The organism is Rhodopila globiformis (genome assembly GCF_002937115.1).
Classification (GTDB): Bacteria; Pseudomonadota; Alphaproteobacteria; order Acetobacterales; family Acetobacteraceae; genus Rhodopila; species Rhodopila globiformis.
In genome coordinates, this window is sequence record NZ_NHRY01000058.1 from 12891 (window position 1) to 35487 (window position 22597).

Below are 22597 nucleotides of genomic sequence, written 5' to 3' on the forward strand. Positions count from 1 at the left end.
CCCTAGGACAGGACGGCGGTGAAGTCGGCCTGCACCAGCGCGCGGCTGTCGGGCGGCAGGGCCACGGTGTGCCGCGCGGGGCGTGACGCCGCGTCGGGAAACATCCTGGTCCACTCCGCGTTCAAGGCCGCGCGCTGGGTGGCGGGATCCTTGACCCAGAACGTCACCTTGATGATGTCGTCCACCGTGCCGCCGGCGGCCTCGATATCGTTGCGCAAGTTGGCGAACACGTTGGCCACCTGCTGCTCGAGCGTCGGCGGCATTTCCCTTGTGCCGGGATTGGCGCCGCCGATGACGCTCGACATGACGATGTTGCCGATGCGGCAGGCGTTCGGGATCGGGTTCTCGTGCCGGGGCGTGGGGCTGTTGATGCTCTGACGCTTTGCCATGGCCCGATTCCTATTGCGCCGTCTGGAAGACTGGCAGGCCCTCTACCCGATCCTCCAGCGCTTCCGGTCCTTCGGTCGGCACGGCTACGGCATGATTCAGCGCGGCGTCAATGTCGCCTTCCCAGACGTCGCGGGGCAGCTCGTATAACAGTTCGACGCCGTAACCGTTCGGGTCGTTGATATACAGGCTGTGCGTCATGCCGTGCTCGACGCGGCGGTTGAAGCGGATGTTGCGGCTTTGCAGATAGGCGAGCTGGCGCAGCCAGGCTTCCCGGTTCGGCAGCGTAATGGCGATATGGCCGATGGCCATCGGCATGCCGCTCATGGCCCAGTCGGCCGGCGGCGGCGGCAGGGCGGTGTTCTCGATCAGGGCGATGTCGTGGTGGTTCATCTTGCCGTCGTGGTCGCCACTGTAAAAGCGCATGCGTGGCGGGTTCGGCCGTGTCGGGCTCGCCTTCAGTTCGCCGACTTGCCTGAAGCCGAGAATCTCTGTCCAGAACTGGTGCGATTCGTCCAGGTTGCGGACATTCAGCACCAGGTGGTTCAGGCCGGACGGAGTGACGGGGCCGGTTTGGTTTCCAGACATTCTTTCCTCCTGTTTAGCCGACTGCATTCCTGGCAGGCGCGTTGACACCACGCTACCCCGTTGGGGCGGCGTTCGTCCACTGGCAGGGAAAGCGCTAGAAAATTCCGGCAGCCAGCCCGCTGGCGAGGGCGGCGCCCAGATCGCGGCAGCGGCCGATGTCGTCCGGGCCGATGTGCTTGGGGGCCAGGATGGCCTCCGGCGTTTGAGCGTTGGTTCGCACGATCAACGGTTCGGCGACGGCGCGCAACCGCCATCCGGTGGCGATCCGGGCGATCTGCCGCGCGGCGCCTGTCCCGTCGCTGCCGGCGCAGATCAACATCGCGTAAGGGCGGCCGTTGATCCTGTCCAGTACGGGATAGTAGCTGCGGTCGAAGAAATCCTTCATGTGCCCGGCCATCGCCGCCAGATTTTCCGGTGTCGCAAAGATGTAGCCGTTGGCGGCCAGCACGTCCTCCGGCCCGGCCTCCGGGGCGGTGAGCAGCCGCACCGTCACCTCCGGCTCATCCGACGCGCCGGCGACGGCGGCCTGCGCCATTGCCCGGGTGCCGCCCGTCAGGGAATGGAACACGATCAGCAGTGTCTTCACCGAGCGTGCCGGGCGAGCGCCGTCCTCCGATACGTCAGGGCGCTGACGATGCCGGTGACGAGGACATTCAATGCCAGCGCGACAATGCCGATGTTCAGGTCACGCAACGGACCAGGAAGGCCCGGCAGCAGCGTTGCGATGCCGGTATGGGCCAGGGATGTGGCGGCCACCGTGGCGACGCCGACGCAGATGCCGGCGAAGGCGCCTTCGCGCGTCACCGGATTGCGCGGCAGCAGGCTGGCCAGCAGCGACGGGAAAAGCTGGGTCACGAAGGCATAGCCCATCAGCAGCAGCGCAACGATCGTGCTGCCGCCGCGCACCGTGAACAGAACCGACACCAGCGCGATCACCGGCACCAGGCCCTTTGCCAGATTCGATACCGTTACGTCCGTAATCTGCGGATGGACCGTCCGGACGATCGTGTTGGCCAGCAACGTGGCCGACGTCATCAGGATCATCGATCCCGGCACCAGCGCTGTCAGAACGCCGGCCGCGCCGATCACGCCCACGAACCACGGATCGAACGTGGCGATCGACAGGCGAAGCAGCGACAGGTCGATGTCCGGTCCCTTCAGCCCGGGCACCTTCAGGATCGCGGCGAAGCCGACGAAGAACACGAACAGCAGGATCAACTGGTACAGCGGCAGCAACGCCGCGTTGCGGCGGAACGCGCGTTCCTCCTTCGCGGTATACAGCGAGCCGAAGGTGTGCGGCCACATAAAGAAGCCAAGCGCGGTCAGCAGCACGGTCGAATCGAACCAGGTCAGGCTTTCGCCCTGCGGCGGCAACACCAGGAAGCCCGGTTTCGCCGCCTGGATGGCGGTGAACATCGCTCCGTAGCCGCCGTAGTAACGAATCGGCAAGTAGATTCCCAGGAACAGCACCACGGCCAGGATCAGGATATCCTTGACCACCGCCGTCCAGGCCGAGCCGTGCACGCCGGAAACCATGACGTAAGTCGTTACGACAACAGCGCCAATCCAGATCGCCAGGGTGGGGGAGATTGTTCCATAAGCGGCCGCGTCGACGATGATGCCCAGGCCCTTGAGCTGCAGCACCAGGTACGGAACCAGCGCAACGATCCCGACGACCGCGACCAGAACCCCCAATGCCGGACTGTCGTATTTCCGCGCGAAGAAGTCCGGTTGCGCGATCAGCCGGTGCTGCCTGGCATAGCGCCATATCGGCGGCAGCAGCCAGTAGGACAGCACATAGGCCAGGCAGCCGTAGCTCAGGATATAGAAGGCCGGCGCGCCGTGCCCATAGGCGAAGCCGCTGCCACCCAGGAAGGTGAAGGTGGTGTAGATCTCGCCCGCCATCAGCACGAAGACCAGGACGGTGCCGAAGCCGCGGCCGCCGACGGTCCATTGCTCCAGGTTCATGTCCTTGCCGTGGCGGGCGCGCAGGCCCAGCAACAGGGCCGCAACGATCGTCAGGACGATGATGGCCAGGGCGGCGTTCACGGGCGGCTCTCCGGCGCGTCACGGTTGGCGGGATCAGCGAAATAGATGATCGCCATGATCACCGCGGTCAGGATGATCCACAGCACGATCCAGGCCAGGACCAGCGGCAGGCCCAGGACCAGCGGTTCAACCCGGTTGAGCAGGGGAACGCCGACCAGGATGCCGATGAACGGCAATGCAGCCAGATACTTGATCAGACCCACGGCTCACCTGCCATATTGTGAAGCGACAGGCTTACAGGTGGGTAATCCGTCACGCAAACGCCAGTCCCGGACGGCGGTGCATTTTCCGACCGCCGCGTTGCCTGTTACAGTCGCCACCCGAAACGTCTGGAGGAGAGCACACATGGCGTATAACCCTTTCGACCTGACCGGCAAGGTCGCCCTGGTCACCGGCGGCAACAGCGGCATCGGCCTCGGCATGGCGCAGGCCATGGCGCAGGCCGGCGCGGACATCGCGATCTGGGGCACCAACGTGGCAAAAAACGCCGCCGCCACGGAAACGCTCCGGGCGACCGGGCAGAAAATTCTGGCGCTGCCATGCGACGTCGGTGACGAGGCCGCGGTGGAGGGCGCTTTCGCCCGCACGCTCGAGGAATTCGGCCGCGTCGATGGCTGCTTCGCCAATGCCGGCGTGTCCGGCCGCGGCGGCCACAGCTTCCTGGAGATGAGCGCCACCGAGTGGCATCGCGTGACGCGGGTCAACCTTGACGGCGCGTTCTACACATTCCGCGCGGCGGCGCGGCACATGGTGGCGCGTGGCGGCGGCGGCGTGCTGGTCGGCACCGCCTCGCTCGCGGCGATCGAGGCCGCGCCGCGCAGCGAGCACTATGCCGCGACGAAGGGCGGCATGATCTCGATGGTGCGGGCAATGGCGGTGGAATTCGCCCGCCACGGCGTGCGGGCGCACGCGATCCTGCCGGGCTGGATCGAAACCAACATGACGGCCAATGCGGTGGCCACGGACGGATTCAAGACCAAGGTGCTGCCGCGGGTGCCGATGCGCCGCTGGGGCGAGGGCAGCGATTTCGGCGGCATTGCGGTGTACCTGATGAGCACGGCGTCGGCGTACCATACCGGGGACACATTCGTCATCGACGGCGGCTATTCGTTGTTCTGAAGTTCCATTTCAGGCAAGCCGGGCAGCGCCGCCCGGCGAGCCGCCGCCGGCCTTATGCCACCGCGCGGTATACCGCCGCCTCGAACGCATCCAGCGTCTCCAGCACCGTCGCGTCGGCAAACGGCAGCACCTGCGTCATCAGCACGCCCGTTACCTTGCGTATCGGATCGAGCCAGTAATAGGTATTGTACAGCCCCGCCCAGGCCAGGCTGCCGGCGGTGCGGCCGGCCGAGCCCGGGGCGGTGTTGATCAGGAAGCTCAGCCCCCATTTCTTCACCATGCCGGGGAACAGTTCCACGTCGTTAGATACGTTCGGCATCTGGGTGGGCATCCGTTGCACGTCCAGCGCGCCGATATGGTTCTGCCCCATCAGCGCCACCGTTTCGGGCCGCAGGATGCGCGCTCCATCCACTTCCCCGCCCTGCATCAGCGCGCGCAGGAACCGCATGTAGTCCGCGGCGGTGGAGAACAGCCCGCCGCCGCCGCCGAAGAACTCCCGCTCCGCCACCACCCCCGGCGGTGCGGCGGCCGGGCGCAGGGAGCCGCCGGACTCGCGGTCGTGCACCGTGGTCAGGCGGCTTTCCCAGTCCGGGCGCTGGATGTAGGTGGTGTCCACCATGCCCAGGGGCGCGCAGATGTGCCGCTGGAAGTAGGTTTCCAGGTCCAGGCCGCTCGCCGCCTCGATCATCCGGCCGGCGATGTCGATGTTGATGCCGTATTCCCAGCGCGTGCCGGGATCGAACGCCAGCGGCGCCTGCAGCGCCGCCAATCTGCCACTACGGGCAGTCGGCAGACCGGTCAACTGCGCATAGCGGTTCATCGCGGCGTTCCAGGTATCGTAGACGAAACCGGCAGTGTGGGTCAGCAGGTTTCGCAAGGTGATCGCGGCGCGCGGCGACCGCAGCACCGGCTGGCCGGCGGCGTCGAATCCATCCAGCACCGGCGTATCGGCCAGGAACGGCAGCACCGTCCGCGCCGGTTGGTCGAGCGACAGCCGCCCCTGCTCGACCAGTTGCATCGCCGCGGCGGCGGTGATGGCCTTGGTCATGGAGGCGATACGAAACACCGCATCCGGCGTCATGGGCGCCGATCGGCTGACGTCCAGGCGGCCGAAGGCGGCATGGTAGAACACGCCGTCGGCGTCGGCCGCGGTGGCGACCAGGCCGGCAATGCGGTCACCGGCAACGGCCGAGGCGAGAACCTGGTCGATCGAGCCCGTGTTGCGCATGGCGTCCGCCTTTCCCGTTGCCTTCGTGTCGGAACGGTATCAGCTCCCTGCCCGGCTGGCAAATCCGCGCTACGCGCCCGACGGAGGCCCGGGGCAAAATTGGTGTCGTAGACAAACGACCGCCGCGCGCCTCATCCGCTCCGTGCGTTACGATGCGGGAACGGGGCGCCCTTGCCCCGCACCTCCGCCTCCTCGAACGCGGCGGCGGTGATCGCCCGGTCGAGCGCGGCGCGCAGATTCCTTGCGGTTTCCAATGTCAACTCGACACCGGCGCGCGCCCCGGGCTCGAGACCGGTATTGATGAAGTCGAGCGTGATGACGTCGCCCAGCGGCGCGTGGCGGGCGTGGTCATAGGCGACCACCGCCTGCGCCAGTGGAAACCAGTCGTCGCCTCGCTTCGCCATGCCCTGGGCGCGGACGATTTCGACAATGGACGTGCACACAGGCCGATCCCCTATTTCGCCAGATGCCTGTTGAAGAACGCGAAGACCTTGCTCCAGCCGTCCATCGCCTGCTCGGGCCGGTAGAGTGGCCGGTGCCAGTAGAAGAAGCCGTGGCCGGCGCCGTCGTAACGGTGGAATTCGTAGCCCTTGCCGTGCTTTTTCAGTTCGGCTTCGTGCTGGTTCACCTGCTCGGGACTCGGCGCGCGGTCGTCGTTGCCGAAGATACCGATCAGCGGGCAGGACAGGCCGCTTGTCAGGTCGATGGGCGCGACGGGCGTCTTGTCGTTGAGTTCCTCCTTGCCCATCAACACGCGGCCGCCCCATAGCTCGGCGCAGGCGTCGACGTCCTTCCTTTGGCAGGCATAGAGAAAGGCGTGGCGGCCGCCGGAGCAGGAGCCGAAAATACCAACTTTGCCGTTGTGCGCGGGCTGCGCGCGCATCCATTTCACCGCGGCCTCGGTATCGCCGATCACCTGGGCGTCGGGAACACCGCCCTCGGCCCGCACCTTGGCGGCGACATCGTCAGGGTTGCCGTTGCCGGCCCGCTCATAGAGGTTGGCGCAGATGGCGAGAAAGCCGTGATGCGCGAAGCGTCGTGTCGTTTCGATATAGAACTCGCTCCAGCCGGGAAGGTGGTGGACCAGCACCACGCCAGGGAAGGGGCCCGCGCCCTCCGGCCTGGCCACATAGGCGGTGATCGGGGTTCCCTTGTCGCCGCTGATGGTCACGTTCTCGCAGGTCATGCCTCGGTAGAATGACATTGGTGCTCCTCCGCGGGCGCCGGCCTTGATTGTCCGTGCGGCGGCATCTTACGGTCAGGGCGTGCGCATGCCAAACCCGTAGCCGGTTACAGGTCTTTAACAGAAGTGCCGCGCTCCTGCGGGCAACTATTGATCGTCAACGGGCAGAGGCTTTCACCGCGTCCGTTTACTGGCACTACGACCAGAAGGGACCGGACGAGCAAGACAACAACCGGCATGGCGGCAGTTTCCAATCTGGTGATCATTCTCCGCACGAACCGCGACGAAATTTCCGCGTTCTGCGTCTGATCCACCGGCGGCCAGATGCGGGAGTCTGCTTCGACGTGCTTACCCTGACGATCAACGGTGCCTGCGCGGTGCATCCCGATGGCGCCCGGACTCGTTGCGCTCGCCGCGTCCTGGCGGCCGTGGAATACGCACAGGATGGCCGCGCGCGAACCTACGACTGTCCATGCGAGCTCGCATGGCCATCCGTTACCATATCGGCATTACAGCCGCATGAAGCAACGCGATTGGCTTTCCCCCAGATCCAGGCGGCAATTACCCGACCAGGGCACAAGACTGACGGCGCCGAGACTGGCTGAAAAAGGAATCCTTCTGACGTATCTTTTGATCTCAACCGCTTTCGATAGCGCACGTTATGGTGAGAACAGCGCGAGCGACGCACAAGAATTGCGTCGGAAGTTTAAGTACGGCAAGGTTCTTAGTGGAGGTAAACGCGCAGACAGAGTTTCACTATTTAACAAAAGGCTTCATCAAATCCCTGGTATACGTCAGATGAACAAAGTGAATGCGCTTCATCAATGAATGTAACAGACGAAACCATCTGCACTCCCAATTCCGTTGGCATCAGCCGCTCCGCGCTGACTGATTTCATCCGTTTCTGCGAGACGGCCACAGGCGTCCGCTTCCCCAATCAGGCGAATTTCCACCACTTCTCCAGCACGGATTACCGTGCCTTCTGGCGCCTTTTCCTGGACTGGTCAAGGCTTGCCGCCGAGGGCGACCCCGAGCCGGTGTGCGACGGTGACGACGTGGAGCGCGCGCGGTTTTTCCCGAACCTGCGACTCAGTTACGCGGAAAACCTTCTCGCCGGGCCATCCGAGGCAACAGCCATAATCGCGCGGCACGGAGACGGCAGGCGCGAGCAACTCAGCCGGGGTGAGCTGCGCGAGCGCGTGTTCCGGCTTGCCAGTGCGCTACAGCAGCTTGGCGTGCAGCCGGGCGACCGCGTGGCCTGCATCGCCCGCAACAACGCCGAGGCTGTGATCGCAGCCCTCGCCGCGGCCGTGATCGGCGGCATCTTCTCCAGCTGCGGCGCGGACATGGGCGCTTTCGCCATCCTGTCGCGCTTTGCGCCGCTCGCGCCCGTCGTGCTGTTTGCCGATACCCGGGCCGAGCCGTGGGATACCGGCGCACCACTGGCCGCGCGCGTGGCCGAGGTCGCGGCCGGGCTGGCATCGCTGCGCGCGATCGTGAGCTTCGATGAAGCACCGCTGCCGCCAACGGACGACATCGCAACGTATCGGCTGAACGCGCTGATCGCGGCGGCAGACGGGGATGTCGCGTGGGAGCGGCGGCCATTCGGTCATCCACTGTTCGCAATGTTCTCGTCCGGCACAACCGGCGCTCCGAAATGCATCCTTCATGGCGCTGGCGGAACGTTGCTTGAGCATGTCAAAGAGCACCGGCTGCATTGCGATCTGCGCCCCGGCGAGCGGTTGTTCTACCAGACGTCCTGCGGCTGGATGATGTGGAACTGGCAGCTCTCGGCCCTGGCCTCGGGAGTCGTGCTGGTCCTGTACGATGGCGCGCTGACCGCGCCGGAATCGCTGTGGCGGATCGTTGCCGAGGAACGCGTCTCGGTGTTCGGCACCAGCCCGGCTTATCTGCGCTTCTGCGAGGATGCCGGTCTTGTGCCGGGGCGCGACTTCGACCTCGGGGCTCTGCGCTCGGTGCTTTCAACCGGATCGATCCTCTATCCGCGCCACTACGACTGGGTGGCGGAAAATGTCGGGCGAATCCCGCTGCAATCGATTTCCGGCGGAACCGACATCATCGGCTGCTTCGTGCTCGGCAGCCCCAACCTGCCGGTGCGCCGTGGCGAGGCGCAGTGCCGAAGCCTCGGCCTTGACGTGCGCGCGCTGCCGCCTGCCGACGATCCCGCCTCGCCCGTTGGCGAGCTTGTCTGCGCCAATCCGTTTCCCTCCCGGCCGATCGGGCTTTGGAACGATGGCGATGGCACGCGTTTTCACGCCGCCTATTTCAGGCAGAACCCGGGCCTGTGGACGCACGGCGACCTGATCGAGTTCACCGCGGCGGGCGGCGCGCGGCTGCACGGGCGCTCGGACGGCGTGCTCAACATTCGCGGCGTGCGCGTCGGCCCGGCAGAGATCTACGCGGCGCTCGAGGATGTGCCCGAGATCGCGGAATCAATGGCCGTCGAGCAGACCGCGGAAGACGAGCCAGGCGGGAGCCGCCTCGTGCTGCTAGTCCGGCTTCGGCCCGGTGCGGCACTGGATGCCGCTCTCGCAGCGCGGATACGGGCGGTGCTGCTCGAACGTGGCTCGGCCGCAATGGTTCCGGCGCGCATCGCCGACGTCAGCGCGTTGCCCGAGACGCATAACGGCAAGCGCTCGGAAGCCGCCGCGCGCGCCGCGGTCAACGGCCGATCGGCGCGCAACCGCGAGGCCCTGCGCAATCCGGAATGCCTGGAGGAGATCGCCGCCCATCCGGCGCTGCGTGCCCCGGCGCCGTCATGCGCTCCCGCAGCCGTCGACGACCTGCCCATGGACGATCGGCTTGATGCGGAACTGCAAGCACTCTGCCAGCACCTCCTGGGAATTTCCCCGATTGCGCCAACGGATAATTTGTTGGCCGCGGGGGGAAACTCGTTGGCCATGCTGACCCTGATCATGGAAATCGAGCGGCGGGCGAAACGTGAATTGCCGGTTGCAGTGCTGTTCGCGAAGCCGACGATCGAGGGGCTGGCCGCCCTGCTCCGCGGCACCGCGGCAGGCAATGAGACGCAAGGCGTTCATGTCCGGCCGATCGGCACGCATGACATCGAACCGATTTGCGCCCTGCTCCACCGCGTGGGATTCGAAGGGGACCAGATCGGACGGATCAGGCCGGAAATCTGGCGTAACCTGTTTGACTACAGCTGGCTGGAGCAAAAGCCCGATCGCGGCTTCGTGCTTGTCGACAACAACGACATCGTCGGCTTCCTGGGCACAATCTATGCCAGACGGGAGATCAACGGCAAGGCCGGACTCACCTGCAACCTTTCATCCTGGTACGTGCAGCCTCGATACCGAGGCTGGGGTGCCGCCCTGTTGCACGCGGCGTTGCGCGATGCGAACGTCACGTACGTCAGCCTGACCCCGAACCCATTGTCGCAGCAGGTCTTCCAGATGCTCGGGTTCCAGGAACTGAGCGGCCCGATCCTTCTGCTGCCGCCGCTCCTGCATGCCGAAACGCTTCAACATGCGCGTCCGCGAATCAGTTTCGATCCAAACGATGTGCGCGCGTCACTGGATGATCGGCGGCGTTCCATATTCGACGACCATGCCCCTTACGACTGCCTGCAACTGGTCGTATGGGATGGCCCGGAGCAGGCCTATATCGTTGCCAAGCGCCGCGTCATGCCGGTGCCGAAGCTGGCGTCATGGCTCGGCAAGCGCATGACAATGCCGTGCTCCGAGATTCTGTATTGCAGCAATCCGCCGCTGCTGAACCGTCACCTCGAGCGCGTGAAGCTTGCGATCCTGAGACGGCAACGAACCGTGGTTCTGCTCACCGCGGCACGGCTGTTCCCCCGGCGCCTGCGCGGCGCGACGCTGAAGCAGCACACCAGCTATCGCTCGCGCCTGTTTGACGCCAGCGAATTGGATCAGCTTTATTCAGAGCTTGTCCTCCTGCCGGTCTGACGCGCGTTGCCGGCATGATCCCCCCGGGTCGTCCGGGTGCGGCGCACGGTTTGCCGGTTCCGGGTCCGATGCGCTCCACCCCTGGACCGCAAGGCAATTCGCGCGCCTCAACGGAGCGCCGCTGGTACCGGCCGCGTTACCGCCTGAATCAGGTTTCCATAGGCCGAGGCGCAGGCCGCCGTCGTGAATGCCCCCGCCCGGGCCTTGAGAACTTCAGGCGGCCAAAGCCCTCGCAGTTCCCCGACCCGGTCCATGGCTTTGGCCAGGGCGTCCGGCGCCTGCGTCGGAACCAGCAAGCCATAGCGCCCATTGGCGAGGATCTCGGACGGCCCATGCTCGCAATCCGTGGAAATCACCGGCGTGCCGCATCCCAGGGCCTCGACCAGTACGTTGCCAAATCCTTCCGACCGCGAACTCAGGACAAATGCGTCCGCCCGACGGAACCAGGGCAAGGGATTGTCCTGGAAGCCCAGGAACTGCACGGCATCGCCCAGTCCAAGCGCGCGGCTTCGCTCTTCCAGCGCGTTACGCAGCGGTCCATCACCCAGGATCAGCAGGCGGGAAGGTTGATGCTGCCGGTGCATGGCCAGGGCACGCAGCAACGTTTCGTGATCTTTCAGCGCAACGAGCCGGCCGGCCGTAACGAACACGGGACCGGCCGGATCATCGAACCAGGGATGGCGGACCGCCGCGTTGCACCGGCTGAAGAACTGGGCGTCGACAATCCCGTTGTGGATCACGTGCACCTTGTCCGGCGGGACGTGCGCGATCCGGCGCATTTCACCGGCCAACCCTTCCGATACACACACGGCCGCAGCGATATCGGGCGAAAGCAGCCGGTAAAGGCTGGGAATGTATCGATAGCTGCGGCTGAGGCCTTCCGTGTACCGGGAAGACAGGGCGTTGTGCTGGCAGATGATGACCGGCGTCCGCGTGCCCGACAACCGGCTGGCAACAAGCGCGGCGACGTTGTTATGGTCGAGGTTCGACACCAATACGTCTGGCCGCGCCTGCCGCAGGAAGCGGGCAAGGCGGGAAATATCCTGCAAGGTGCGGCGACTCGCCAGATCCACGACCGCCACGCCGGGCGGCACCGCAGGGGAAAACGCGCCGCTGAACTGATGCAGCACCAGCGTGATGGCCCAGCCGGACGCCTGCAATGTCTCGGCCAGCGTCAGGATTTGCCGCTCGACGCCGCCCGAGGCCAGGTCGCGATTGTAGATGGCGACCGACGTGCGCCGCGTGTGGCAGCTTGCTGATCCCACGAGGTCTGCGTCCATGCCAGTCCCAACTTCCACTTGCCAATACTTCAAAACATTGACCTGACAGGACGACCTCCGATCAGGCAGGGCGGCTTCCGACGACATAGCCGCCTGTAGGGCAGCCGGAAACCCTTGAAACCGGCAGAATCCCAGCGCGGCACGTAATCGTGCTTACCGGAACCCATCGCTGGCCAATGAGTTTCCGGCGAAATATGATTGCCGCTATCCCCTGTAATCAACTGCTGCCGATATGGTGTCATGGCGTGGAACGGGAGCATGAGGAAGTGGGGGCGGCGCGGCAGCCCGGCCGGACAGCCGAGCCTACAGGTTACGACAACGCCACATTGGCACGCCGCCACCACAACGAATTTCACCTGTTTCGCCGGGCTGAACCTGCCTGGGCGTTAAAGCAACGACGGCCGTTACGACCTCATCATACCGGGCGGAGGCCCGGAGCCTGTGTTCCTGCTTCAACACCCAGGGCGCTGAACCCGGCTTTCGCGCCGCCGCAGAGATGCCGGCGAAAACGGCATCAACAGCCTTCTTGGCCGCGCCCTGCCGCATATTGGTCAACGCCGCGCGAAACGCCGCCTGGACGGTCGTGGCAGGGTCATTCCCTGCCTCCGGCTCAGGATGCCTTGCAGGGAAGCGCCGACGACCCTCAATATGATCGTCGAGCGGCCCGTCCCGGACTTGCCATTGCAGCCGGTTGACTCTAACCGAACCGGCTGGGGAGGATCGGCCATCCCGAAGCAGTGGCAAAAATCATGGCGGCAAGCCTTCCGGCTCGGGCACCGCGCGTTGGTATCGACGCCCGAGGCATCAATGGCAAGGGTTATCGCAGGTGACTGAAACGCTTGTTACCGAGAATCTATGGAAGGCGTACCAGGACCTGCCGCCGGGCCCGCGCACCGTGCTACGGGTGAAGGCCCTGGTCGTCACCGTCACCACCAAGACCGCTTTCCTGGAGTGCCTGAACCGCGGCGGCGTGCGCACACCAGAGGGCAAGAGCTGGACCAGCGCAGTGGCCAACCCGGCGCTGGACGTCCTGCAGAAACATTCCCTGCTCACCGCCGATCTGGCCTGCGTGCCGGCACTGCTGCACCCGGTGGCCATGGACGCCGCCGCCGCGCCGGAGGCCGAACGATTGTTCGACGCGGCGCGGCGGTTCTTCTCGCCGTCGCCCGCCGGCCTCGGCTACAGCTCGCCGATGCGGCGCATGCTTGGCGACAGCGAACGGCTGCTGCTGGCGCGCCTCGCTATTTATGCCAACGACCCGGATGGGTTCGCCCACCAGCGCACGCAGTCCGGCATTTACCTGCCGGGAGCGGACGAACCGTTCATGCGGTCGCTCGGCCGCATGCTGGCCCGGGTGGACTTCACGCCCGCCTGGCTCGACAGCCGCGCCCCGGTGCTGCAGGCCGCGCTGCTGGAAAGCCGGCTCGAGGCGTTCATGGCCGGCGATCTCGCCATCCCGGGCGTTCCCGCGCTGATCGACCGCTATCGCGATCGGCAGGACCAGCCGGAATTCGCGCCGATCCTTCCGGTGCTGCTCACGCAGGCAATCGTCGGGCTGCGCCTCGACGAAGCCCGGACGCTGCTGGCCCGGCTGCAGGCCGACGCGCCCCAGCCCAAGCCGGCCCACCAGGAAATTGCCGCCACCCTGCACTTCCTCGCCGGCGAGAATGCCGAGGCGATCGGCCTCTACCGCGCCGCGCTCAAGCTGCGCCGGAAGGCCGCCAGCAAGCGCAAGCTGTTCGTCGATGGCATGCACGGCCTGTTCTTCCTGATGGCCCTGCTGCGCGCCAGCGACCCCGCGCTGTATCCCGAAATTCAGGCCGGGCTCAATATGCTGCCGCTTACAGACCGCCCGTATTCCTCGGCCTGGCCGGGACTGCAGACACTGCTGTGGCTGGCGCAGGGGATGGAGGGCAAGGCACGCGAGCAGGTGCGCGCGATGAAGGGTGTCATCTCGGAAGACCCGCTCGCCGATGCCGTCTGGACGCTCGCCGCGCACGCCGTCGATCCGGACAACACGCGGCAGCGCGCGCCCGCGCTTTGGAAGCGTTTCGACTTGATACAGGGCGTGCTCGTCCTGCCTGCCCGCATGTATGCCGAGGCTCTCGCCGAAGCGGACCCGGCACCCGATCGGTATGCCGCATACCTCAAGGCCACGGCCGCCGGGATTGGCGTGGAATTCACGCATCTGCTGCGCCTGACCCAGCCGTGGGAGCGGGCGCTGGAGACCCTCGACACACTGCTGTTCGCCGATGGGGCAAAGCCCGGAGCGGAGCCGGCCGCCCCGACCAAGCGCCTCGCCTGGTTCGTCGATCCCGTGACTCTGAACATCGAGGTGGCCGAGCAGGCCGCGAGAGGCCGCGACGGCTGGTCGGATGGGCGCGTGGTCGCCATGAAGCGGCTCTACGAGCAGGACCCGCGCCTGGACTACCTGACCGACCAGGACCGCCGGGCGCTGCGCGGCATCCGCCGTGAACGCTACGGCGGCTGGTATGACAACGAGTATTCCTACGATTTCGACGCGGTGCGCGTCCTGCCTCTGCTGGTCGGCCACCCGGCGGTGTTCGACGCGCGGCGGCGGCACCAGCCGATGGAACTGGTCGCCTATCCGGTCGAGCTGGTGGTGACCGAGCAGCGCGGCGGGGTCCGCATCGCGCTGTCGCACACCGCCAAGGAGCCCACCGTGTTCCTGGAGGCGGAGGCGCCGCATCGCTACCGGGTGATCGTGCTGACCGAACGCCTGCTGGCGGTGCAGCAGATCGTCGGGCCGCGCGGCCTGGTCGTGCCCAGGGACGGGCGGGACCAGGTGGTGGAGATGGTGCGCAAGGCCAACCCGATGCTGCCGATCCGCGCCGAAATCGACGCGGTCGAGGCGGACGCGCGCGAGGGCATCCCCACCCCGGTCGTGCAACTGGTGCCGGACGGCGATCCCGCCGCCGGCGGCAGGCTGAAGGTCACCCTGCTGGTGCGGCCGTTCGGCGCCGACGGCCCGGCCTACATCGCCGGGCTCGGCGGCCACTCGGTGCTGGCGGTCATCGGCGGCGAGCAGGTGCGCGTCCGCCGCGACATCGACGCCGAGCTGGCCGCCCGCCGCGCTCTGGTCGCTGCCTGTCCGACGCTGGAGTCGGTCGGCGCCGCGCAGGCGCACGAGGTGACGCTGGAGGGGCTGGAACCCTGCCTCGACGCGCTGATGGAATTGCAGGCGCATCCCGAACTGGCCGTTGTCGAGTGGCCGGAGGGCCGGAAGTTCTCCGTTGGCGTCGTCGATCCCAGGAAGCTGCGCTTCAAGGTCCGGCAGGTGCGCGACTGGTTCGCCGTCAGCGGCAAGGTGCAGGTGGCCGAGGACGACGTGCTGGAAATGCGCTTCCTGCTCGATCGGCTGGACCGCGCGCAGGGGCGCTTCGTGCCGCTCGACAACGGGCAGTTCGTCGCGCTGACCCAGCGGCTGCAGTCGCAGCTGCGGCAGCTGGCGGCGGTGTCCGAGCCGGACAAGGGGGAGCAACGCGTCCCGGCGCTCGGCGCCGCCGCCGTGGACGGGCTGCTGGAGGAAGCCGGGCAGGTCGATGCCGATCCCGCCTGGCGGCAGCAGGTCACGCGGGTGCGCGAGGCGGGCGACTGGACTCCGTCGATACCATCGGCGCTTCAGGCCGAGCTGCGCGACTACCAGGAGGAGGGGTTCATCTGGCTGGCACGGCTCGCCCGGCTGGACGCGGGGGCCTGCCTCGCCGACGACATGGGCCTGGGCAAGACGGTGCAGGCGATCGCGCTGATGCTGCACCGCGCCGCCGAGGGGCCGTGCCTGGTGGTGGCGCCGACCTCGGTGGTGCCGAACTGGGCCAGCGAGATCGCGCGGTTCGCGCCGACGCTGACGGTCCACCGGCTCGCCACCGCGCCGGATCGGCAGGCGCTGGTGGACGGGCTCGGGCCGCGCGACGTGCTGCTGGTCAGCTACGGCCTGCTGCCGCAGGAGGAGGCGCTGCTGACCGGGCGCGCCTGGCAGATGGCGGTGCTGGACGAGGCGCAGGCGATCAAGAATGCCGAAACCCGGCGCGCGCAGGTGATCCACGGCTTGCAGGCGCGGTTCCGGCTGGCGCTGACCGGGACGCCGGTGGAGAACGACCTCGACGAGCTGTGGAGCCTGTTCTCGTTCGTGACGCCGGGGCTGCTCGGGTCGCGCGACAAGTTCCAGCGGCGCTTCGCCGGGCCGATCGAGCGCGACCGCGACCCGGCGGCGCGGACGGCGCTGCGGACGCTGCTGCGGCCGTTCCTGCTGCGGCGCACCAAGGCGGCGGTGCTGAGCGAGCTGCCGCCGCGCACCGAGCAGACCATGTTCGTCGAGATGGAGCCGGAGGAGCGCGCGTTCTACGAGACGCTGCGGCAGCAGGCGCTGGCGGCGATTGCCGCGCTGGACGACACGCCCGGGGGACAGCGGAAGATCCATATCCTGGCCGAGATCACCCGGCTGCGGCGGGCCTGCTGCAACCCGGCGCTGATCGACGCCAAAGCCGCGGTGCCGAGCGCCAAGCTGGCGGCGTTCCTCGACCTGGTGGACGAGCTGCGTGCCAGCCGTCACCGGGCGCTGGTGTTCAGCCAGTTCGTCGGGCACCTGGCGCTGGTGCGGGCGGCGCTGGACGCGCGGGGCGTGAGCTACCAGTACCTCGACGGCAGCACCCCGGCGGCGGATCGGGAGCGCCGGGTGGCGGCGTTCCAGGCCGGGGAGGGCGAGCTGTTCCTGATCAGCCTGCGGGCCGGTGGCACCGGGCTGAACCTGACCGCCGCCGACTATGTGGTGCATCTGGATCCGTGGTGGAATCCGGCGGTGGAGGACCAGGCGTCCGACCGCGCGCATCGCATCGGCCAGACCCGTCCGGTGACGATCTACCGGCTGGTTATGCAGGACAGTATCGAGGAGCGCATCGTTGCGCTGCACCGCGACAAGCGGGCATTGGCCTCGGAACTGCTGGAAGGCGCCGACGTGGCCGGGCGGCTGACCGAGGAGCAGTTGCTTGAGTTGCTGCAGGCGTAAGCGGACGGGTCTCATGCATATCAGGAGAGGGCGGTCGACGGAGAAGGATTTGGCGCCCGGTCCGTTGCCTCACCGTCATGGCCGGGCGTGTCCCTACGTAATGCACACATCCTGGAAAAGAGTCGGAAATGACCGTAAAATCAAGTGCTTGCCTGGGCGCCAAGAGCGTTTCCCTTTCGTCATGGCCCGGCTTGTCCGGGCCATGACGAAAGGGAAACGCAGCGGCGGACCGTTTCCGAGATGTGTGCATCCCGTAGGGACACGCCCGGCCATGACGGTAAAGAGACGACCGCGTCGATGAAGAGATGACCGCGCCGATAGAGTGACGGCCATGACAATAGAGTGACGACCTCACGCCGCCCGATCACTGGCGCCTGCAACGCACATTTTCACAGGAGAAAAAGAAAGGGTCCTGACAGCCAAGACCCCCGAACGCTGACTGCGTTAACGGGGGTCTATAATGCGAAGATCAACTTCGCGCCCGGCAATATAAGCCAAGCATAACGTGGGCTTTGTATTTCGGTTACCGATGCCACGGTGTTTCGGCAACCTCGACTACTTCAGGTGGATTCATGCTGGTGATGCATCCTCCTATTCGGTTACAAACCAAACGTTATGCCTGTGCGGATTCGCTGTCAAGCAGTTCGTGCAGATTCCAGCGGATGCGAACTCAGGTGATGCAAGGCCTGCTCGACGCCGCTGCCTTGCAGGTTCACGCCCGCCATCCGCAGCCCCATCTCGCAGCCGCACAGCGCCGCCATCAGCATCAGGTCGTTACAGTCCCCCAGGTGGCCGATGCGGAACATCCGGCCTTTCACCTTGCCCAGCCCGGTGCCCAGTGACAGGTCGAAATGGTCGTAGATCAGCGCGCGCACCACGTCGGCATCCACGCCCTCGGGCATCATCACGCCCGTCAGCACAGGCGAGTAGGCAGCCGGATCGACGCACTGGATCTCCAGGCCCCAGCCGCGCACCGCGCTGCGGCAGGCCGCCGCCAGGCGCTGGTGGCGGGCGAGCACGTGGTCCAGCCCCTCGTGCATCAGCATGTCCAGCGCCTCGTGCAGCCCGTACAGCAGGTTGGTATTCGGCGTGTACGGCCAATACCCGTTCCGGTTCATCGGCAGGATATCCGCCCAGTCCCAGTAGGCGCGCGGCAGGGTCGCCGTCTTCGCCGCCTCCAGCGCCCGCGGCGAGACCGCGTTGAAGCTGATCCCCGGCGGCAACATCAGCCCCTTCTGCGAGCCGGCGACGGTGACGTCCACGCCCCACTCGTCGTGCCGGTACTCCGCCGAGGCCAGGCCGGAAATGGTATCCACCATCAGCAGCGCCGGATGCCCTTCCCGGTCGATCGCCCGCCGCACCGCCGCGATGTCGGACGTCGCGCCGGTCGAGGTCTCATTATGGACCACGCATACCGCCCTGATCCGCCGCTCGCGATCCGCGTGCAGCCGATCCTCGATCATCGTCGCGTCCACCCCGCGCCGCCAGCCGTCGATCCCCGGCAGGCCGAGGAATTCCGGCCGCAGTCCCAGCCGCTCCGCGAGCCGCTTCCACAGTGACGCGAAATGCCCGGTCTCATACATCAGCACCGCGTCGCCCGGGCCGAGCGTGTTGACCAGCGCCGCCTCCCACGCGCCGGTGCCGGAGGCCGGGTAGATCACCACCGGATGCTGCGTCCGGAACACATGCTTCAGCCCATCCAGCACCTGCAGGCCGAGCGCGCCGAACTCCGGCCCGCGGTGGTCGATCGTCGGGTGGCTGATCGCCCGCAGGATGCGGTCGGGCACCGGGCTGGGGCCGGGGATGTGCAGGAAGTGGCGGCCGGCGGGATGGAAATCGAGCGTCAGCATCGGATCGTCCTCCTTCTCCGGTAAGCGGCCGATTGGCGGCGCGATAGCGCTACCCTGGCTCCAGGAAGCAGGCGTCGCCATAGGAGTGGAACCGGTAGCCCGCCACGATCGCGTGTTCATACGCCGCCAGGATGCGCGCCCGGCCGCTGAACGCCGAGACCAGCATCAGCAGGGTGGAGCGCGGCAGGTGGAAATTGGTCAGCAGGCGATCGACGGCCTTGAAGCCGTAGCCGGGCAGGATGAACAGGGACGTCTCGCCGCGGAACGGCTGCACCGTCCCGGCCGGCCAGGCCGCGCTTTCCAGCAGCCGCAGGCTGGTGGTGCCGACGGCAATCACCCGGCCGCCGTCGCGCCGCGCCTGGTTGATCGCCGCGGCGGCCTCGGCCGTGATCTCGCCGCGCTCGGCATGCATGCGGTGATCGGCCACACGCTCCACCCGCACCGGCAGGAAGGTGCCGATGCCGACATGCAGCGTCAGCGTCACCCGCCGCACCCCGGCCGCGTCCAGCGCCGCCAGCAGGGCGGGCGTGAAATGTAGTCCCGCCGTCGGCGCCGCCACCGCGCCCTCGCGCTGGGCGAACACCGTCTGGTAATCGGCCGAGTCGCTGGGCAGCGGCCCGTGCGGCCGGTCGATGTAGGGCGGCAGCGCCAGCGCCCCGGCTTCGTGGAACGCCGCCATCAGGTCGTCGCCGTCGAGGTTGAACGCCAGACCGACGCTGCCGTCGGCGTGCTTGTCCACGACCCGGGCGGTCAGCATGCCGGCGCCCGCGATTGCCAGGGCATCGCCGGCATGCAGCCGCCGCGCATTGCGCGCCAGTGCCTTCCACGCGCCGTCGCGGCGCGGCCGGTCCAGGGTAATGCCAATGCGCGCGGCGCCGCGCAGCGCGGTCAGCTGCGCCGGGAACACCCGCGTGTCGTTCGCCACCAGCACATCCCCCGGCCGCAGCAGCCCCGGCAAATCCCGCACCAGCCGATCGGCCAGGCCACCGGGGTGGACGTGCAGCAGGCGGGCGGAGTCGCGTGGCCGGGCGGGTTCATGCGCAATCCGCTCAGGCGGCAGCGTGTAGTCGAAATCGGCCAGCGTCAGCGGGGTAACCGGAGGCTCCACGTCAGTCGCGACCGGCATGAACAGGAACCACAAATGAACACAAATGAACACAAATGCGGCGTGCTGACCCGAATTGGCGCACCCGGCATCGTCTATTTGTGTTCATTTGTGATTCCATTCCTGCCGATGCCCCCGCCTACCGCGACTGGTAGGACGAAATCTCCACCAGGTTCCCATCCGGATCGCGGCAGTACACCGACGTGATGGTCCCCAGCGCCCCGGCCTTCGGCACCGGCCCCTGCAGGACCTGCACGCCGCAGTCGTGCAGGTGGCCGATCACCTCGTCCGGCGGCACGGCGGTGATGAAGCAGATGTCCACCGAGCCCGGCTCGGCCACCACGCCGGTGGGCCAGGCGCCGGTATCCGCCTCCAGCGGCCGCAGGTTGATCTTCTGGCCGCCGAATTTCAGCGCCGTGCGGTTGTCGTCGGCGCCGAAATCCTCGCGCTCCATGCCCAGCACGCGCTGGTACCAGGCCGCGGTGATCTCCACGCTCTTCACGTTCATCACGATGTGGTCGATGCGGTCGATGGTAAAGCGCATTATTCCAACCCGTCGTAGAAATCGTTGCCCTTGTCATCCATGACGATGAAGGCCGGGAAATCCTCAACCTCGATGCGCCAGACGGCTTCCATGCCGAGTTCGGGGAATTCCAGCACCTCCACCTTGCGGATGCAGTCCTGCGCCAGCCGCGCCGCCGGGCCGCCGACGCTGCCCAGGTAGAAGCCGCCATGCGCCTTGCAGGCCTCCTTCACCGCCTTCGAGCGGTTGCCCTTGGCCAGCATCACCAGCGACCCGCCGGCCGCCTGGAAGTCCGCCACGTAGCTGTCCATCCGCCCCGCCGTGGTCGGACCGAAGCTGCCGGTCGGCATGCCCGCCGGAGTCTTCGCCGGCCCGGCATAGTACACCGGATGATTCTTCAGGTAGTCGGGCAGGGGCTGGCCGTTGTCCAGGCGCTCCTTCAGCTTGGCATGGGCGATGTCGCGTGCCACCACCATGGTGCCGGTCAGCATCACGCGCGTCTTCACCGGATAGCGCGACAGCTCGGCCCGGATCTCCGCCATCGGCCGGTTCAGGTCGATCGCCACCGCCGCGTCGCCGAGCTGGGCGCCGGTCGCCTCCGGCAGGTACTTCGCCGGCTCGGCCTCCAGCTGCTCCAGGAACACCCCCTCCGGCGTGATCTTGGCGAAGATCTGCCGATCGGCCGAGCAGGAGACGCCGATGCCGACGGGCAAGGAAGCGCCGTGCCGCGGCAGCCGCACCACGCGGACGTCATGGCAGAAGTATTTGCCGCCGAACTGCGCGCCGATGCCGATGTTGCGGGAGATCTCCAGGATCTGCCGCTCCAGCGCGACGTCGCGGAACGCATGGCCCGCCTTGCTGCCGGACGTTGGCAAGGTGTCCAGCCACTTGGTGGACGCCAGCTTCACCGTCTTGAGCGTCATTTCGGCCGAGGTGCCGCCGATGACGATCGCCAGGTGGTACGGCGGGCAGGCCGACGTCCCCAGCGTCTTCATCTTCGCTTCCAGGAACTTCGCCAGCCGCCCGGGCGACAGCAGGGCGCGGGTCTCCTGGTAGAGGAAGGTCTTGTTGGCGCTGCCGCCGCCCTTGGCGACGAACATCAGGTGGAACTCGTCGGCGTGGTGCTCGCCCGGGGCGGCCATGATGTCGAACTGCACCGGCAGGTTGTTGCCGGTGTTGACCTCCTCGAACATCGACAGCGGCGCCATCTGCGAGTAGCGCAGGTTGGTCTCGGTGTAGGTGCGGTGCACGCCCCAGGCCAGCGCCTCCTCCTCGTCGCCATCCACCCAGACGCGCTGGCCCTTCTTGCCGAACACGATGGCGGTGCCGGTGTCCTGGCACATCGGCAGCACGCCCCCGGCGGCGATGTTGGCGTTCTTGAGCAGGTCGAGCGCCACGAACCGGTCGTTGGCGCTGGCGTCCGGGTCATCGAGGATCGCGCGCAGCTGCGCCAGGTGCGCCGGGCGCAGCAGGTGGGCGACGTCATGGAAGGCCCGCACGGCGAGTTCGCTCAGCGCCGCTGGGGCGATGCGCAGCACCGTCTTCCCCTCGACCGTGATCGTCCGCACCCCCTCGATCGGCAGCTTGCGCCAGGGCGTTGTGTCGGGCCCCAGCGGGAACATCGGGGCATAGAGAAAATTCGCGGGCCGCTGGGCCGGAGACTCCACGGCAGGATCCTTTCGGTTGGAAAAACGCGCCTAGCCTTGCGGCGTGCGGCGGCGGAACGCATCCAGGCTGACCACCTGGGCCGGTTCGGCCGGCGCCTCCGGGGCCGGCGGCGGCGCGGGTTCGGCCTCGGCGGCGTCCGGCTCCGCTGCCGCCTCCGGCAGCTCCGGCGGCTGGAAGCGCAGCCCGTAGCGGATATGCGGATCCGCGAACTCGACCACCGACTCGAGCGGGATGACCAGCGTCGTCGGCACGCCGCCGAACGACAGGCCGACGCTGATCGCCTGGCTGTCCCGGTCGTAGCGCAGGTCCCAGAACTGGTGCTGCAGCACGATGGTCATCTCGCGCGGGTACTGGGCGCGGATGCGCGACGGCATTTCCACGCCGGGGCAATCGGTGCGGAAGGTGATGTAGAAATGGTGCCCGCCCGGCAGGCCCTGGGCGGCGGCGTGCTCGATCGCCAGCGCCACCACCTGGCGCAGCGCCTGCTCGATCCATTGCTCATACGGCAGCAGGCTTTCCGGCCGTTGTTTCTGATCGTCGTCCATGGCTGCCTCCGCGCTTTTGCATGCGCCTCTCGGGGGGAGAGATAGCGCGTCGATGGCGGGTGGCAAAGAGGGTTGTGGGGTGGGAGAAGCGTGGCG

17 protein-coding genes are annotated in these 22597 nt (G+C 67.1%); 3 read left to right on the plus strand and 14 right to left on the minus strand.

The annotated features are described in order from the left end of the window. Positions 1-2: 2 nt before the first annotated feature. The 5 genes from CCS01_RS05245 to CCS01_RS05265 are packed head-to-tail and all read right to left on the minus strand — an operon-like array spanning position 3 to position 3227. Positions 3-389, minus strand: coding sequence for a RidA family protein (locus CCS01_RS05245; RefSeq protein ID WP_104517778.1), 387 nt, complete (start codon positions 387-389; stop codon positions 3-5). Between the two features lie 10 nt (positions 390-399). Next, positions 400-1023 (minus strand): VOC family protein, encoded by a 624-nt coding sequence (locus tag CCS01_RS05250; protein WP_146101569.1) that lies wholly within the window; start codon positions 1021-1023, stop codon positions 400-402. A gap of 46 nt (positions 1024-1069) precedes the next feature. After that, entirely contained in the window at positions 1070-1561 is a 492-nt protein-coding gene (locus CCS01_RS05255; RefSeq protein WP_204848145.1) for a flavodoxin family protein, read from the minus strand. Then, positions 1558-3024: a sodium:solute symporter family protein gene (locus tag CCS01_RS05260; protein ID WP_104517780.1), complete on the minus strand. Its 1467-nt coding sequence runs from the start codon at positions 3022-3024 to the stop codon at positions 1558-1560. The genes CCS01_RS05255 and CCS01_RS05260 overlap by 4 nt, the downstream gene beginning before the upstream one ends. Next, positions 3021-3227, minus strand: a complete 207-nt coding sequence (locus tag CCS01_RS05265; protein WP_104517781.1) for a DUF3311 domain-containing protein — start codon at positions 3225-3227, stop codon at positions 3021-3023. The genes CCS01_RS05260 and CCS01_RS05265 overlap by 4 nt, the downstream gene beginning before the upstream one ends. Before the next feature lie 142 nt (positions 3228-3369). Between CCS01_RS05265 and CCS01_RS05270 the strand changes: the two genes are divergently transcribed. Then, positions 3370-4143 (plus strand): SDR family NAD(P)-dependent oxidoreductase, encoded by a 774-nt coding sequence (locus CCS01_RS05270; protein WP_104517782.1) that lies wholly within the window; start codon positions 3370-3372, stop codon positions 4141-4143. Positions 4144-4195: 52 nt separating this feature from the next. Here CCS01_RS05270 and CCS01_RS05275 read toward each other — a convergent pair whose 3' ends face one another. The 3 genes from CCS01_RS05275 to CCS01_RS05285 form a co-directional block, all read right to left on the minus strand. Beyond that, positions 4196-5371 carry a serine hydrolase domain-containing protein gene (locus tag CCS01_RS05275; protein ID WP_104517783.1) on the minus strand — a complete coding sequence of 392 codons (1176 nt, stop codon included), beginning with the start codon at positions 5369-5371 and terminating at the stop codon, positions 4196-4198. Positions 5372-5502: 131 nt separating this feature from the next. Then, positions 5503-5814 (minus strand): DUF6295 family protein, encoded by a 312-nt coding sequence (locus tag CCS01_RS34325; RefSeq protein ID WP_193540104.1) that lies wholly within the window; start codon positions 5812-5814, stop codon positions 5503-5505. Between the two features lie 11 nt (positions 5815-5825). Continuing rightward, positions 5826-6542 (minus strand): dienelactone hydrolase family protein, encoded by a 717-nt coding sequence (locus CCS01_RS05285; protein WP_204848146.1) that lies wholly within the window; start codon positions 6540-6542, stop codon positions 5826-5828. A gap of 836 nt (positions 6543-7378) precedes the next feature. Here CCS01_RS05285 and CCS01_RS05290 point away from each other — a divergent pair. Beyond that, the gene (locus CCS01_RS05290; RefSeq protein ID WP_104517785.1) at positions 7379-10504 is read left to right on the plus strand and encodes an acetoacetate--CoA ligase; all 3126 of its coding nucleotides are present in this window, start codon (positions 7379-7381) and stop codon (positions 10502-10504) included. Between the two features lie 107 nt (positions 10505-10611). Here CCS01_RS05290 and CCS01_RS05295 read toward each other — a convergent pair whose 3' ends face one another. Further along, positions 10612-11871: a glycosyltransferase gene (locus tag CCS01_RS05295; RefSeq protein ID WP_104517786.1), complete on the minus strand. Its 1260-nt coding sequence runs from the start codon at positions 11869-11871 to the stop codon at positions 10612-10614. Between the two features lie 739 nt (positions 11872-12610). Here CCS01_RS05295 and CCS01_RS05300 point away from each other — a divergent pair. Then, positions 12611-16810 carry a DEAD/DEAH box helicase gene (locus tag CCS01_RS05300; protein ID WP_204848147.1) on the plus strand — a complete coding sequence of 1400 codons (4200 nt, stop codon included), beginning with the start codon at positions 12611-12613 and terminating at the stop codon, positions 16808-16810. A 635-nt stretch (positions 16811-17445) separates the two neighbouring features. Here CCS01_RS05300 and CCS01_RS05305 read toward each other — a convergent pair. The 5 genes from CCS01_RS05305 to CCS01_RS05325 all read right to left on the minus strand — a co-directional run bounded on the left by CCS01_RS05305 (position 17446) and on the right by CCS01_RS05325 (position 22501). Continuing rightward, positions 17446-18660: a pyridoxal-phosphate-dependent aminotransferase family protein gene (locus CCS01_RS05305; protein WP_104517787.1), complete on the minus strand. Its 1215-nt coding sequence runs from the start codon at positions 18658-18660 to the stop codon at positions 17446-17448. 49 nt (positions 18661-18709) lie between these two features. After that, on the minus strand, positions 18710-19786 hold the full coding sequence (gene queA / locus CCS01_RS05310; RefSeq protein ID WP_104517792.1) for a tRNA preQ1(34) S-adenosylmethionine ribosyltransferase-isomerase QueA: 1077 nt from the start codon (positions 19784-19786) through the stop codon (positions 18710-18712). A 118-nt stretch (positions 19787-19904) separates the two neighbouring features. Then, complete coding sequence (locus CCS01_RS05315) at positions 19905-20309, minus strand: VOC family protein (RefSeq protein WP_104517788.1); 405 nt, start codon at positions 20307-20309, stop codon at positions 19905-19907. Further along, positions 20309-21910, minus strand: coding sequence for a fumarate hydratase (locus tag CCS01_RS05320; protein ID WP_104517793.1), 1602 nt, complete (start codon positions 21908-21910; stop codon positions 20309-20311). The genes CCS01_RS05315 and CCS01_RS05320 overlap by 1 nt, the downstream gene beginning before the upstream one ends. 75 nt (positions 21911-21985) lie before the next feature. Continuing rightward, positions 21986-22501, minus strand: coding sequence for an SspB family protein (locus CCS01_RS05325; RefSeq protein WP_104517789.1), 516 nt, complete (start codon positions 22499-22501; stop codon positions 21986-21988). Between the last annotated feature and the right edge of the window lie 96 nt (positions 22502-22597).

Bases quoted from the DNA above. Each gene is read 5' to 3' on its own strand.
- CCS01_RS05320 (WP_104517793.1), bottom strand. From the start codon at position 21,910: ATGTTCCCGCTGGGGCCCGACACAACGCCCTGGCGCAAGCTGCCGATC.
- CCS01_RS05305 (WP_104517787.1), bottom strand. From the start codon at position 18,660: ATGCTGACGCTCGATTTCCATCCCGCCGGCCGCCACTTCCTGCACATC.
- CCS01_RS05275 (WP_104517783.1), bottom strand. From the start codon at position 5,371: ATGCGCAACACGGGCTCGATCGACCAGGTTCTCGCCTCGGCCGTTGCC.
- CCS01_RS05290 (WP_104517785.1), top strand. From the start codon at position 7,379: ATGAATGTAACAGACGAAACCATCTGCACTCCCAATTCCGTTGGCATC.
- CCS01_RS05270 (WP_104517782.1), top strand. From the start codon at position 3,370: ATGGCGTATAACCCTTTCGACCTGACCGGCAAGGTCGCCCTGGTCACC.
- CCS01_RS05325 (WP_104517789.1), bottom strand. From the start codon at position 22,501: ATGGACGACGATCAGAAACAACGGCCGGAAAGCCTGCTGCCGTATGAG.
- CCS01_RS05245 (WP_104517778.1), bottom strand. From the start codon at position 389: ATGGCAAAGCGTCAGAGCATCAACAGCCCCACGCCCCGGCACGAGAAC.
- queA (WP_104517792.1), bottom strand. From the start codon at position 19,786: ATGCCGGTCGCGACTGACGTGGAGCCTCCGGTTACCCCGCTGACGCTG.
- CCS01_RS05295 (WP_104517786.1), bottom strand. From the start codon at position 11,871: ATGTCGTCGGAAGCCGCCCTGCCTGATCGGAGGTCGTCCTGTCAGGTC.
- CCS01_RS05315 (WP_104517788.1), bottom strand. From the start codon at position 20,309: ATGCGCTTTACCATCGACCGCATCGACCACATCGTGATGAACGTGAAG.